At 61.2% G+C, this 13,907-nt stretch carries 12 protein-coding genes; 8 read left to right on the forward strand and 4 right to left on the reverse strand.

All coding sequences use genetic code 11. The annotated features are described in order from the left end of the window. Window positions 1-57: 57 nt before the first annotated feature. A complete protein-coding gene (locus VF673_RS02715; protein WP_440290773.1) occupies window positions 58-1,722 on the reverse strand; it encodes an electron transfer flavoprotein-ubiquinone oxidoreductase in 1,665 nt (554 codons plus the stop codon). 295 nt (window positions 1,723-2,017) lie between these two features. On the opposite strand from VF673_RS02715, the gene VF673_RS02720 reads away from it, so the two are divergent. After that, entirely contained in the window at window positions 2,018-2,767 is a 750-nt protein-coding gene (locus tag VF673_RS02720; protein ID WP_440290774.1) for an electron transfer flavoprotein subunit beta/FixA family protein, read from the forward strand. A gap of 1 nt (window position 2,768) precedes the next feature. Beyond that, a complete protein-coding gene (locus tag VF673_RS02725) occupies window positions 2,769-3,698 on the forward strand; it encodes an electron transfer flavoprotein subunit alpha/FixB family protein (RefSeq protein ID WP_440290775.1) in 930 nt (309 codons plus the stop codon). A 97-nt stretch (window positions 3,699-3,795) separates the two neighbouring features. Here VF673_RS02725 and lpxH read toward each other — a convergent pair whose 3' ends face one another. Both lpxH and VF673_RS02735 read right to left on the reverse strand, forming a co-directional pair. Continuing rightward, the gene (gene lpxH, locus VF673_RS02730; RefSeq protein WP_440290776.1) at window positions 3,796-4,521 is read right to left on the reverse strand and encodes a UDP-2,3-diacylglucosamine diphosphatase; all 726 of its coding nucleotides are present in this window, start codon (window positions 4,519-4,521) and stop codon (window positions 3,796-3,798) included. Window positions 4,522-4,531: 10 nt separating this feature from the next. Further along, a complete protein-coding gene (locus VF673_RS02735) occupies window positions 4,532-5,026 on the reverse strand; it encodes a peptidylprolyl isomerase (protein WP_090541364.1) in 495 nt (164 codons plus the stop codon). A 199-nt stretch (window positions 5,027-5,225) separates the two neighbouring features. On the opposite strand from VF673_RS02735, the gene VF673_RS02740 reads away from it, so the two are divergent. Together VF673_RS02740 and cysS are read left to right on the forward strand one after the other, a co-directional pair. Beyond that, on the forward strand, window positions 5,226-6,893 hold the full coding sequence (locus VF673_RS02740) for a glutamine--tRNA ligase/YqeY domain fusion protein (protein WP_440290777.1): 1,668 nt from the start codon (window positions 5,226-5,228) through the stop codon (window positions 6,891-6,893). 2 nt (window positions 6,894-6,895) lie between these two features. Then, on the forward strand, window positions 6,896-8,281 hold the full coding sequence (gene cysS / locus VF673_RS02745) for a cysteine--tRNA ligase (RefSeq protein WP_440290778.1): 1,386 nt from the start codon (window positions 6,896-6,898) through the stop codon (window positions 8,279-8,281). 64 nt (window positions 8,282-8,345) lie between these two features. Here cysS and VF673_RS02750 read toward each other — a convergent pair whose 3' ends face one another. Beyond that, the gene (locus VF673_RS02750) at window positions 8,346-9,758 is read right to left on the reverse strand and encodes an alanine/glycine:cation symporter family protein (RefSeq protein ID WP_440290779.1); all 1,413 of its coding nucleotides are present in this window, start codon (window positions 9,756-9,758) and stop codon (window positions 8,346-8,348) included. A 152-nt stretch (window positions 9,759-9,910) separates the two neighbouring features. Here VF673_RS02750 and VF673_RS02755 point away from each other — a divergent pair, with 152 nt between their 5' ends. The 4 genes from VF673_RS02755 (at window position 9,911) to VF673_RS02770 (ending at window position 13,890) form a co-directional block, all read left to right on the forward strand. Beyond that, complete coding sequence (locus VF673_RS02755; RefSeq protein ID WP_440290780.1) at window positions 9,911-10,807, forward strand: AEC family transporter; 897 nt, start codon at window positions 9,911-9,913, stop codon at window positions 10,805-10,807. Between the two features lie 204 nt (window positions 10,808-11,011). Beyond that, window positions 11,012-12,139: an NAD(P) transhydrogenase subunit alpha gene (locus tag VF673_RS02760; RefSeq protein ID WP_440290781.1), complete on the forward strand. Its 1,128-nt coding sequence runs from the start codon at window positions 11,012-11,014 to the stop codon at window positions 12,137-12,139. A gap of 2 nt (window positions 12,140-12,141) precedes the next feature. Continuing rightward, window positions 12,142-12,465 (forward strand): NAD(P) transhydrogenase subunit alpha, encoded by a 324-nt coding sequence (locus VF673_RS02765; RefSeq protein ID WP_440290782.1) that lies wholly within the window; start codon window positions 12,142-12,144, stop codon window positions 12,463-12,465. A 6-nt stretch (window positions 12,466-12,471) separates the two neighbouring features. Then, on the forward strand, window positions 12,472-13,890 hold the full coding sequence (locus VF673_RS02770; RefSeq protein ID WP_440290783.1) for an NAD(P)(+) transhydrogenase (Re/Si-specific) subunit beta: 1,419 nt from the start codon (window positions 12,472-12,474) through the stop codon (window positions 13,888-13,890). Window positions 13,891-13,907 lie beyond the last annotated feature (17 nt).

Below are 13,907 nucleotides of genomic sequence, written 5' to 3' on the forward strand. Positions count from 1 at the left end.
TGCCCTGAAAAGCAGAAACCCGGCACGGGGCCGGGTTTCCTTGCAGCAGACTGCTGATCACATGTTGGGATAGTTCGGACCACCAGCGCCTTCCGGAGCCACCCAGTTGATGTTCTGGGCCGGATCCTTGATGTCACAGGTCTTGCAGTGCACGCAGTTCTGAGCGTTGATCTGGAAGCGCTTGCTGCCGTCGTCATTGCTGACCACTTCATACACGCCGGCCGGGCAGTAACGCTGGGCGGGCTCATCGTAGAGCGGCAGGTTCTTCTCGATCGGAATGCTCGGATCGGCCAGCTTCAGGTGGACCGGCTGGTCTTCCTCATGGTTGGTGTTGGACAGGAACACCGAGGACAGCTTGTCGAAGCTGATCACGCCATCGGGCTTGGGATAGGCGATCTTCGGCGCTTCCGAAGCCTTCTTCAGACGGGCATAGTCCGGCGTGGTATCACGCAGGGTCACCGGGATCTTGCCACCGAACCAGTTCTGATCGATGTAGTTGAAGGCGCCACCGACCAGGGTGCCGAACTTGTGGATCGCCGGACCGAAATTGCGCGAACGGAACAGCTCGTCGTACAGCCAGCTGGACTTGAAGCTGTCCACGTAGTTGGTCAGCTCGTCACCACCTTCGCGACCGGCCTTGAGTGCTTCAACTACCGCATCGGCGGCCAGCATGCCGGATTTCATCGCGGTATGGCTGCCCTTGATCTTGGCGAAGTTCAGGGTGCCCAGGTCGCAGCCGATCAGCGCGCCACCGGGGAAGACCATCTTCGGCAGCGAGTTGAAGCCGCCCTTGCAGATGGCGCGGGCACCGTAGGCCACACGCTTGCCACCTTCCAGGTACTGCTTGATCACCGGGTGGTGCTTGTAGCGCTGGAACTCGTCGAAGGGCGACAGGTGGGGGTTGCTGTAGGACAGATCGACGATCAGGCCGACCACCACCTGATTGTTCTCCAGGTGATAGAGGAAGGAGCCACCGGTGTTGGCGCTGCCGGTGATATCCAGCGGCCAGCCGGCGGTGTGTACCACCAGACCCTGTTCGTGCTTGCTCGGGTCGATGTCCCAGATTTCCTTGATACCGATACCGTAATGCTGGGCATCGGCGTCGGAGTCGAGGTTGTAGCGCTTGATCAGCTGCTTGCCGATATGGCCGCGGCAGCCTTCGGCGAACAGGGTGTACTTGGCACGCAGTTCCATGCCGGGGGTGTACATCCCGTCCTTCGGGTTGCCTTCGCGGTCGACACCCAGGTCACCGGTGAGGATGCCCTTGACCACGCCGTTCTCGTCGATCAGCGCTTCCTGGGCGGCAAAGCCGGGGTAGACCTCCACACCCAGATTCTCGGCCTGCTGGGCCAGCCAGCGGCACAGGTTGCCCAGGGAGATGATGTAGTTGCCTTGGTTGTGCATGGTCTTGGGCACGAACAGGTCAGGCAGCTTCTTGGCCTTCTCTTCGCTGGTCAGCATGTAGATGTCGTCACGCTTGACCGGGGTGTTCAGCGGCGCGCCCAGCTCTTTCCAGTTGGGGAACAGCTCTTCCAGGGCGCGAGGCTCGAATACCGCACCGGACAGGATGTGGGCACCGACCTCGGAGCCTTTCTCAACGACACAGACGCTGATCTCCTGGCCGGCGTCGGCTGCTTGCTGTTTGATGCGGCAGGCGGCAGACAGACCCGCGGGGCCTGCTCCCACGATAACGACATCAAACTCCATGAATTCGCGTTCCACTGTTCTTATCTCCTGAATCTTGGGCTGAATCGGTAAGGCGCTTTATAGTTCTGCATTCAGTATGGCCGCGCATTATAGCAATCATGATCCGCCGTACCAGTGTAAAGATGTAAAGATGACGTGCATTTCAATGCCACTTTCGGCTATGGACTATTGACCGGTCCGGGCAGCCTCGGCATGATAGGGCGCTTTTCATTGAAGCGCGTTTCGTTTATTTAATGACTGTTTTTCATTCTATGGTCATATTTCATCATTGGTCTGGCCGGCAGTCACGCGAAAAAAACACGAGGTAACCATGAAGGTATTAGTAGCGGTCAAGCGCGTTGTTGACTACAACGTCAAGGTTCGCGTCAAGGCGGACAACAGCGGTGTCGATCTCGCCAACGTCAAGATGTCCATGAACCCCTTCTGCGAAATCGCCGTGGAAGAGGCCGTACGCCTGAAGGAAAAGGGTGTCGCCACTGAAATCGTCGCGGTCACCGTAGGCCCGACCGCTGCCCAGGAGCAGCTGCGTACCGCCCTGGCACTGGGTGCCGACCGCGCCGTGCTGATCGAGAGCAACGACGAACTGAACTCCCTGGCCATCGCCAAGCTGCTCAAGGCCGTGGTCGACAAGGAGCAGCCGCAGCTGGTGATCCTCGGCAAGCAGGCCATCGACTCCGACAACAACCAGACCGGCCAGATGCTGGCTGCGCTGTCCGGCTACGCCCAGGGCACCTTCGCCTCGGAAGTGACTGTGGAAGGCGACCGCGTCAAGGTCACCCGCGAGATCGACGGCGGTCTGCAGACCGTTGACCTGAAACTGCCGGCCATCGTCACCACCGACCTGCGCCTGAACGAGCCGCGCTACGCGTCGCTGCCGAACATCATGAAGGCCAAGAAGAAGCCGCTGGAGACCCTCAAGCCGGAAGAGCTGGGCGTGAGCACCGCCTCCACCCTGAGCACCGTCAAGGTCGAAGCGCCGGCTGCCCGCAGCGCCGGCATCAAGGTCAAGACCGTGGACGAGCTGGTCGACAAACTGAAGAACGAAGCCAAGGTGATCTGACATGACGATTCTGGTTATTGCTGAACACAACAACGCCGAACTGAATGCCGCCACCCTGAACACCGTGGCGGCCGCCCAGGCGATCGGTGGCGACATCGAGGTACTGGTTGCCGGTGCCGGCTGTGGCGCAGTAGCGGAAGCCGCTGCCAAGATCGCCGGTGTTTCCAAGGTGCTGGTGGCCGACAACGCCGCCTACGCCAACCTGCTGCCGGAAAACGTTTCCCTGCTGATCGCCGAGATCGGCAAGGGTTACAGCCACATCCTGGCCCCGGCCAGCACCAACGGCAAGAACTACCTGCCGCGCGTGGCTGCCCTGCTGGACGTTGACCAGATCTCCGAGATCATCAGCGTCGAGAGCCCGGACACCTTCAAGCGTCCGATCTATGCCGGTAACGCCATCGCCACCGTCAAGTCCGACGCCGCGGTGAAGGTGATCACCGTACGTGCCACCGGCTTTGACGCCGTGGCTGCCGAAGGTGGCAGCGCCGCCATCGAAGCCGTTGCCTCGGCCCAGGACGCCGGCATCTCCGCCTTTGTTGGCGAAGAACTGGCCAAGTCCGACCGCCCCGAACTGGCCGGTGCCAAGATCGTGATCTCCGGTGGTCGCGGCATGCAGAACGGCGACAACTTCCAGCTGCTGTACAGCCTGGCCGACAAGCTGGGTGCTGCCGTTGGCGCCTCCCGCGCCGCGGTGGACGCCGGCTTCGTGCCGAACGACATGCAGGTCGGTCAGACCGGCAAGATCGTTGCGCCGCAGCTGTACATCGCCGTGGGCATCTCCGGTGCCATCCAGCACCTGGCTGGCATGAAGGACTCCAAGGTGATCGTGGCGATCAACAAGGACGAAGAAGCGCCGATCTTCCAGGTTGCCGACTACGGCCTGGTCGCCGACCTGTTCGAGGCGGTACCGGAGCTGACTGGCAAGCTGTAAGCGCCAGCTTCATGCGGTAAGCAGACCCCCGGTTCGCCAGAGCCGGGGGTTTTGCTTTTTGGGGGAGCTAAAAAAGGCTGGTCGAGAAAGGCCATCGTCAACCCAGCTCGAAACTCCCCAGCCGATAACCCTGCTCATCCACCTCCAGCGCCCATCCCGCCTGGTCCCAGTCCCCCAGCACTATCCGCTGGGCCTTGCGGCCATCCAGCTCCAGCGGATGCACCGCCGGCCGGTGGGTGTGACCATGGATCAGGGTAGTTACCCGATGGGTGCGCATTACCCGCAGCACCTCGTCCTGATTGACGTCGGTAATCTCCAGCGCCTTGTAGCGGGTGCGGGTCTGGCTTTCGTTGCGCAGCTTGCGGCCGATGCGGTGGCGGGTGGTCAGGGGCAGGTGGCGCAGGATGAACAGGCTCAGCGGGTTGCGCAGCCAGCGGCGCATGCGCATGTAGCCGATGTCATCAATGCACAGGCTGTCACCGTGCATCAGCAGCACGCGCTCGCCACGCAGGTCGATCAGAGTGGGATCGGGCAGCAGGGTGCAGCCCGAGCGGCGGCAGAAATCCCTGCCGATGAGGAAGTCCCTGTTACCGTGCATGACAAATACCGGCACGCCGGATTGAGACAGGGAGAGCAGGGCAGCGCTGATCTGGTCGGCCAGAGGGTCGGGGTTGTCGTCCCCCAGCCAGACCTCGAAGAAATCCCCGAGGATATAGAGGGCGTCGGCCTGGCTGGCCTGCTCGTCGAGAAAGCGCAGAAACGCCCGGGTGATGTCCGGGCGCTGTGCTTCCAGATGCAGGTCTGAAACGAACAGATAGCGCATCGGGGATGGCTTACTCGGTCAGTTCGGCGCGCTCGATGATCACGTCTTCGGCGGGTACGTCCTGATGGCCGGCGCGGCTGGTGGTGCGGACAGCCTTGATCTTCTCGACCACATCCATGCCCTCGGTCACCTTGCCGAATACGGCGTAGCCCCAGCCCTGGGTGGTCTGGGAGGTGTGGTTGAGGAAGCTGTTGTCAGCCACGTTGATGAAGAACTGGGCGCTGGCCGAGTGCGGGTCCATGGTGCGGGCCATGGCGATGGTGCCGACGGTGTTGCCGACGCCGTTGTTGGCTTCGTTCTTGATCGGCGCGCGGGTGTCCTTCTGGATCATGCCCGGCTCGAATCCGCCGCCCTGGATCATGAAGTTGTTGATCACGCGGTGGAAGATGGTGTTGTCGTAGTGGCCGTCACGCACGTACTGCTTGAAGTTTTCGACGGTCTCGGGGGCCTTGTCGGCGAAGAGTTCCAGGGTGATGACCCCGAAGTTGGTGTGCAGCTTGACCATGCGATTGCTCCTCGGCTTGGTACAGGTAATGGATTCGGATAAAAGATGCCAATGCTATCAGCTGGGGCGGATTCAGGCATCCATGAGTTTAGGGTATGATGGACGTCTTTTTTGGCCGGATGGGTTCAGGCGCTGAACCTGTCCGCTGATCAATATCGCCGTGTCGACAACACTGCCCAGGATGAGCCCCGAATTACCTATGAATAAACCGGAAATCACGCCACCCGCCCACTTTCTGCGCCAGATCGTGCAGGCTGACCTGCAGAGCGGCAAGCACACCCGTATCGTGACGCGCTTTCCGCCGGAGCCCAACGGCTACCTGCACATCGGCCATGCCAAGTCGATCTGCCTGAACTTCGGTCTGGCCCGGGAGTTCGGTGGGGTCTGCCATTTGCGCTTCGACGACACCAACCCGGCCAAGGAAGAGCAGGAATACATTGATGCCATCAAGCAGGATGTGCAGTGGCTGGGCTTCCAGTGGGACGGTGAGGTGCGTTACGCATCGGACTACTTCGATCAGCTGTACGCCTGGGCGGTTGAGCTGATCAAGGCAGGCAAGGCCTACGTCTGCGACCTGTCTCCGGAGGAGGCCCGGGAATACCGCGGCAACCTGACCCAGCCGGGCCGCAACAGCCCCTTCCGCGACCGCAGTGTCGAGGAGAACCTGGACCTGTTCGAGCGGATGCGCGCCGGCGAGTTTCCGGACGGCGCCCGTGCGCTGCGCGCCAAGATCGATATGGCTGCGCCGAACATGAACCTGCGTGACCCCATCCTGTACCGGATCCGCCATGCCCACCATCACCAGACCGGTGACAAGTGGTGCATCTATCCCAGCTACGACTTCACCCATGGCCAGTCCGACGCCATCGAGGGCATCACCCATTCGATCTGTACCCTGGAGTTCGAGGATCACCGGCCCCTGTACGAGTGGTTCCTGGACAACCTGCCGGTACCGGCCAAGCCGCGCCAGTACGAGTTTGCCCGGCTCAACCTGAACTACACGGTCACCAGCAAGCGCAAGCTCAAGCTGCTGGTCGACGAGGGGCATGTGGATGGCTGGGATGACCCGCGCATGTCCACCATCAGCGGCTTCCGTCGCCGTGGCTATACCCCGGCTGCGATCCGTGAATTCTGTGAACGCATCGGGGTCACCCGCTCCGATGCGGTGGTCGACATGGGCATGTTGGAGTTCTGCATCCGCGACGACCTGGACAATAACGCCCCGCGGGCCATGTGCGTGCTGCGTCCGCTGAAGGTGACCATCACCAACTATCCCGAAGGGCAGGTCGAGCAGCTGTCGCTGCCGCGCCATCCCAAGCAGGACATGGGCGAGCGCATTCTGCCGTTCAGTCGCGAGATCTATATCGACCGGGACGACTACATGGTCGATCCGCCCAAGGGCTACAAGCGCCTGGTGCCGGGCGGCGAAGTGCGCCTGCGCGGCAGCTACGTGATCCGGGCCGACGAGGCCATCACCGATGCCGAGGGCAATATCGTCGAGCTGCTGTGCAGCTACGACCCCGACACCCTGGGCAAGAACCCCGAGGGGCGCAAGGTCAAGGGGGTGATCCACTGGGTGCCGGGTGCCGAGAGCGTGGAGTGCGAGGTGCGGCTGTACGACCGCCTTTTCACCGAGTCCAATCCGGACAAGACCGAGGAGGGCGGCAGCTTCCTGGACAATATCAATCCCGATTCGCTGGTGGTGCTCACCGGCTGCCGCGCCGAGCCGTCGCTGGCCACTGCCACACCGGAAGACCGCTTCCAGTTCGAGCGCGAAGGCTACTTCTGTGCCGACAGCAAGGACTCGCGCCCGGGCAATCTGGTGTTCAACCGCACCGTCACCCTGCGTGACTCCTGGGGGCAGTGAGCATGGCCTTGCAGATCTACAACACCCTGAGCAAGACCAAGGAGCCGCTGCGTCCGCTGGTGGACAACCAGGTGCGCATGTACGTCTGCGGCATGACCGTGTATGACTTCTGTCATATCGGCCATGCCCGGGTCATGGTGGCCTTCGATGTGATATCCCGCTGGCTGCGCCACCGTGGTTACGACCTGACCTACGTACGCAACATCACCGACATCGACGACAAGATCATCCGCCGTGCTGCCGAGAATGGCGAAAGCTTCCAGCAGCTGACCGAGCGCATGATCGCCGCCATGCACGAGGACGAGGGCCGCCTGGGCGTGCTGCGTCCGGATCAGGAGCCGCGGGCCAGCGAACATATCGACGGCATGTTCCGCATGATCCAGACCCTGATCGACAAGGGCTACGCCTACGCACCGGGCAATGGTGACGTCTATTACCGGGTGGGGCGATTTGCCGGTTACGGCAAGCTGTCGCGCAAGCGCATCGAGGATCTGAAGATAGGCGCGCGCATCGAGGTGGGTGAAGCCAAGGAGGATCCGCTGGACTTCGTGCTGTGGAAGGCGGCCAAGCCGGGTGAGCCCAGCTGGGCTTCGCCCTGGGGTGAGGGTCGTCCCGGCTGGCATATCGAATGTTCGGTCATGTCCACCTGCTGTCTGGGCGACACTTTCGATATCCATGGTGGTGGTCCTGATCTGGTATTCCCGCACCACGAAAACGAGATTGCCCAGAGCGAAGCCGCTACCGGCAAGCCCTACGCCATGACCTGGATGCATGCCGGCGCGGTGCGGGTGGACGGCGAGAAGATGTCCAAGTCCCTGGGCAACTTTTTCACCATTCGCGATGTGCTTGAGCAGTACCATCCCGAGGTGGTGCGCTATCTGCTGGTGGCCAGCCACTACCGCAGCCCCATCAACTATTCCGAGGACAACCTCAAGGAAGCCAAGGGCGCACTGGAGCGTTTATACCGCGCAATCAAGGGCTTGCCTCAGGTTCCTGCCAACGGCGGTGAGGAGTTCGTCGAGCGTTTCGGCAAGGCCATGGACGACGACTTCAATACGCCGGAAGCCTGCGCGGTGCTGTTCGACATGGCCCGCGAGGTCAACAGGCTCAAGGACAGCGACTTCGATGCCGCAGCGGCACTGGGTGCGCGTCTGCGCGAACTGGCTGCTGTCACCGGGCTGCTGCAACTGGACGCCGACCAGTATCTGCAGTCCGGTGCGGCCGGGCGGGTTGATGCGACTGAGATTGAGGCGCTGATCCAGGCCCGTCTGCAGGCCCGCGCGGAGAAGAACTGGGCCGAGTCCGACCGCATTCGCGACCAGTTGGCGGAGATGGGCGTGGTGCTCGAGGACAGCAAGGGAGTCACTACCTGGCGTCTGAAAGACTGAGTCAGCTCGATCCGGAAGCAGAAAGGCGCGCCATTGGCGCGCCTTTTTATTTGTGGTTGCGGGTCTACTTCCAGATCCCGGTATCTATCTTGTCCTGCAGTTCGGGATAGTCCTTGACCGTGAAACGCGGCTCCACGCCCCGGCGCCGCTGCTCGAAGTAGTCTTTCGTCAGCTTGGCCACGGTGCCGGACAGCAGCACTATGGCGATCAGGTTGATGGTGGCCATCAGTCCCATGGAGGCATCGGCGAAGTTGAATACCGTGAGCACCGCCTCCCAGGCGCCCCAGACCACCATGCCCAACGCAATCAGTCGCAACAGTGTCAGGCCCAGATTATTGCCCAGTCCCAGATAGATCAGGGCGTTCTCAGCGTAGGTGTAGTTGGCCACGATGGAAGTGAAAGCGAAAAACAGAATGGCAATGGCCACAAAGTACTGGCCGGCGCCACCTATGTGCATTTCCAGGGCCTGCTGCGTAAGCTGGATGCCGGTCACACCGGAGCCGGGCTCCAGAACGTCGGCCAGAAGGATCATGACTGCGGTTGCGGTACAGACCAGCAGGGTGTCGAAGAAGACGCCGGTGGCCTGCACCAACCCCTGGGAGGACGGGTGGTGAGGGGAGGGCGTGGCGGTGGCGGCAATATTTGGTGCGGACCCCATCCCGGCCTCGTTGGAGAAAAGGCCGCGCTTGATGCCATTGAGCATGGCGGCGGTCATGGATCCGGCCACCCCACCGGCGGCCTCCTCGAGGCCGAAGGCGCTGCGGACGATGGTGAGGAGCGTACCGGGCACCTCATCGAAGTTGACCACCAGCACGTAGAGCGCCATCAGCACATAGGCGCCGGCCATGAAGGGTACGACGTACTCTGCAAAGCGGACGATCGAACGCAGCCCGCCGAAGATCACCGCGCCGGCAAGAACGGCAACGGCGAGTCCCACCCACAGCTTGGGAACCCCGAAGGCGCTTTCCACGGCATCGGCGATGGAATTGGCCTGAACCGCGTTGAATACCATGCCGAAGGACAGGATCAATGCCAGTGCAAAGATCACTGCCGCCCAGGGCGCTCTGAGCCCCCGGGCAATGTAGTACGCCGGACCGCCGCGATATTGCCCCTTGTGGTCCTGCACCTTGTAAAGCTGGGCAAGGGTGCTTTCCGCGTAGGCCGTCGCCATGCCGACCAGTGCAACCATCCACATCCAGAATATGGCGCCGGCCCCGCCCAGGTACAGAGCCACGGCCACGCCGGCGATATTTCCGGTGCCGATACGTGAGGCGAGGCTGGTGCACAGCGCCTGAAACGGGGAGATGCCGTAACGGTCACTCTGTCTGGCGCCGATGATGGAGCGGAACATCTCGCCGATATGGCGGAACTGGATCAGGCCCAGGCGCAGGGTAAAGAAGAGCCCGACCGCGAGCAGGCCATAGATGAGGATGTAATCCCAGAAGAGGGTGTTGAGCAAGTCGATGATGGTGGTCATGGGTGATCCTTACCGTTGAACGAGTCATTCAGGGGCATCTGTAGATGACAGCTATAAATGTAGCTGTCTGTCAGGAATTTGCTTCTGCTGAGCGGATTCGGCCAGTAGACTTGCTGGCGGCTCCGGAGTTCGTCGGAAAAGAGGAGAGCTGCGTGACTGTACTCAATGCCTTGATTCCCGTTTTCGGGCTGATCCTGCTTGGCTGGTTTCTGGGCGCACGTCGCATACTTCCTGCCGATGGCAATGCCACCCTGAGCATCATCACTTTCAAGCTGATGATGCCCGTACTGCTGTTTGCCGGGCTGGCCCGTGCCGATCTCAGCCGGGCGATGTCGCCGATGCTGCTGTTGTTGTACTTCCTGCCGGCCATCTCTGTCTTCGTGCTCATCAACCTGTTGATGCACAGGCGCCTGGGGCGTCCCTCATCCATGGGACTGGCGGCAAGCTACTCGAACAATGTGCTGGTGGGGATTCCACTTATCACCGTGATGCTCGGACCGGACAGTCTGGTTTACCTGTTTGCGGTGCTGGTCTTCCACAGCCTGGTGCTGTTTACCCTGCAGAGTTTCTACAATGCCTTCTTCGGCAGTGGCGAGCTGAATTGGCGCAGTCTGCTGGGCAGCCTGGCCAATCCGCTGATCATAGGACTCATGTGCGGGGCATTGGTCAACCTCAGTGGGCTGGAGATTCCCGCCCCGCTTTGGCGTCTGGTGGAGATGCTGGCGGCTGCGGCGTTGCCGCTGGCCTTGCTGATGCTCGGCATGAGCCTTTCCGGCTATCGCATCCATCTGAGTGGCAGTCTGGTTCTGCTCACCCTCAGCAAGTTGCTGCTGATGCCGGCGCTGGTGTTGGCTCTGGGCCTGCTTGCCGGACTCGATCCCCTGGCTCACACGGTGCTGGTGCTGATGGCCGCCTGTCCGACCGGGGTAAATGTCATGGCGTTCGCCATGGGTCAGGCTGATACAAGGATCATCAGTTCAGTGATCTTCCTTTCAACCGTGGTGGCAGGGCTTACCCTTCCGCTCTGGCTGGTGTTGATGGCTCCCTGAGGACTCTACCTCATTTGGGGGAAGCCACTGTATTTTAAAAAACGGTATGATATTTTCCTGCCTTTTTCTCAGTCTTTGGGGAATTTCCTCGGGGCTCGACAACAAAAAATTTCAAAACCTCTACAAAAGTTCAATTGCATTTGGTGTATGCTTGCCCGCGTTTTTGACTTTGCATAAAACAAACAATAGGTGAAAGGAGACCCCATGCCGGTCAGTCTGTTTGTTCCCGGGGAAACACGCGAACACGAAAAACGCGTGGCCCTGGTCCCATCCGTCGCCAACAAGCTGGCGAAAATGGGTATCGAATGTTCTCTGCAATCCGGCGCAGGCCTTGCTGCGAGAATTCCCGATAACGCGTTTGAGAAGGAAGGCGTGAAAATCGTCTCCGCACCGGTCAAGACTGACCTGGTATTCAGCGTTCAACCACCGTCTCTGGCTGATATCGAGCAGATGGCGCCGGGTACCGTGCTGTGCAGCTTCATCTATGCACACCGCGAGCCGGAGATCGTCCGTGCACTGCGCGACCGTCAGATCACCTGCTTTGCCATGGAGCTGATTCCACGTATTACCCGCGCCCAGGCCATGGATGCATTGTCCTCCCAGGCCGCGCTGAGCGGCTATGCAGCCGGCCTGATGGCCGCCACCAACCTCAGTCGCATTCTGCCGATGATGACCACCGCGGTTGGCTCTCTGCGTCCGGCCAAGGTGCTGGTGATGGGGGCCGGTGTCGCCGGTCTGCAGGCGCTGGCCACCGCCAAGCGTCTGGGGGCCATGATCGAAGGCTACGACGTGCGTGCCGAGGTCAAGGAGCAGGTGGAGTCGGTGGGCGGCAAATTTGTCGACACCGGGGTTTCCGCGAGCGGCGAGGGCGGCTACGCCCGTGAGCTGACCGAGGAAGAAAAGGCCCAGGTCGAGCAGGTCATCACTCGTCACATCCAGCAGGCCGATGCGGTCATCACCACCGCCGCCATCCCCGGCCGTCCCAGCCCGAAAATCATCAGCGAAGCGCAGATCATGGGCATGAAGCCCGGATCGGTGATCATCGATCTGGCGGCAGAAGGCGGCGGCAACACCCCGCTGACCGTGCCCGGTGAGACCGTAGGAGTCGGGCCGGCGACCATTGTCGCGCCGCTGAACGTGCCCAGCCGCCTGGCCGAGCATGCTTCGGAGCTCTATGCCCGCAACCTGCAGAATCTGGTCGGCCTGATGGTCAAGGATGGCGAACTGGCCATTGACTGGGAAGACGAGATTCTGGCCGGCGCGGTTCTGACCCACGCTGGTGAAATTCGCAACGAGGCCGCTCGCAAGGCCCTCGAAACTGCTGAGGCTTGATCATGGATCCAGTAACTACCATTACCGGCTTTGTCGCCCTGTACATCTTCATGCTGGCGGCCTTCACCGGCTACGAGATCATCGGCAAGGTTCCGGCCATTCTGCATACCCCGCTGATGTCCGGCTCCAACTTCGTTCACGGCATCGTGGTCGTTGGTGCCATGTGGGCACTGCTGAACGCCGGCTCCACTCTGGAGCAGGTGATCGGCTTCTTCGGCGTTCTGCTGGGTGCGGGTAACGCCGCCGGCGGCTATGTGGTAACCGAGCGCATGCTGGAAATGTTCAAGCCCAGCGACAAGCGCCAAGGTACAGCGGACAAGGAATAACAACAGATGAATCAATTCATTATCGAAGCCGTATACTTTCTCACGGCACTACTGTTCATCTACGGCCTCAAGCGCATGGCCAGCCCGGTTACCGCACGCTCGGGTATCCTGATTGCCGGTATCGGCATGGTGCTGGCCGTCCTGGCGGCCTTCCTTTACGGCTTTGACGTGCGAGCCGAAGCTCAGGAGCACCTGAGCATGAACGTGGCGCTGGTGCTGATCGCGCTGGGTCTGGGTCTGGGGTGGGCCTGGTACAGCGGCAAGAAGGTCGCCATGACCGACATGCCACAGATGGTTGCACTGTATAACGGCATGGGCGGCGGTGCGGCCGCGGCCATTGCCGCTACCGAGCTGTTCTCCGGTAATGCCCAGTCGCACGGAATCGTGGTCTCCATCCTGGCGGTACTGGGCGGCCTGATCGGCGCCGTGGCACTGTCCGGCTCACTGATTGCCTGGGCCAAGCTCGATGGTCGCATGAACGGTGTGTTCCGCCTGCCGGCTCAACAGATCATCAACCTGATACTGTTCCTCGGCTCTCTGGCTCTGGGCGCCTACATTGTTGTAACCGGCATTGAAGGCAGTATTTCCTTCTCGCTGGTGGCCCTGTTCTTCATCCTTGCACTGGTGCTGGGCGTACTGCTGACCACACCGATCGGCGGCGCCGACATGCCGGTGGTGATTTCCCTGTACAACGCCTTCACCGGTCTGGCCGTTGCCTTCGAAGGCTTCGTGCTGCAGAACCCGGCGATGATCATTGCCGGTACCGTGGTCGGCTCGGCCGGTACCCTGCTGACGCTGATGATGGCCAAGGCCATGAACCGTCCGGTCAGCAATGTGATCTTCAGCCAGTTCGGCGGCGATGACGGCAGCGAAGACGGCGAAATCCAGGGCACCATGAAGGCGGCTGACGCCTCCGATGCGGCCATTGCCATGTACTACGCCAGCAAGGTGATCATCGTTCCCGGCTACGGTCTGGCGGTGGCTCAGGCACAGCACAAGCTGTACGAGTTCGTGAAGCTGCTGCAGAAGCAGGGCGTGGACGTGGCCTTCGCCATCCACCCGGTTGCCGGACGTATGCCTGGTCACATGAACGTGCTGCTGGCCGAAGCCGGTGTGCCCTACGACATCATCTACGACCTGGAAGACATCAACGAAGACTTCCCGCAGGCTGATGTCGCCATCGTTCTGGGCGCCAACGACGTGGTCAACCCGGCCGCTCGCCACCGCAAGTCCAGCCCGATCTACGGCATGCCGATCCTCAACGTCGACATGGCGCGTCAGGCCTATGTGGTCAAGCGTGGTCAGGGCAAGGGTTACTCCGGCGTGGAGAACGAGCTGTTCTTCGCCGAGAACACCTCCATGGTCTACGGCGATGCGCAGAAGGTCATGGTGCAGATGATCGAAGCGGTGAAATCGCTGGGCTGATACCAGACCGGTGCATG

Source organism: Halopseudomonas sp. Lyrl_26 (assembly GCF_051948695.1).
Taxonomy (GTDB): domain Bacteria; phylum Pseudomonadota; class Gammaproteobacteria; order Pseudomonadales; family Pseudomonadaceae; genus Halopseudomonas; species Halopseudomonas formosensis.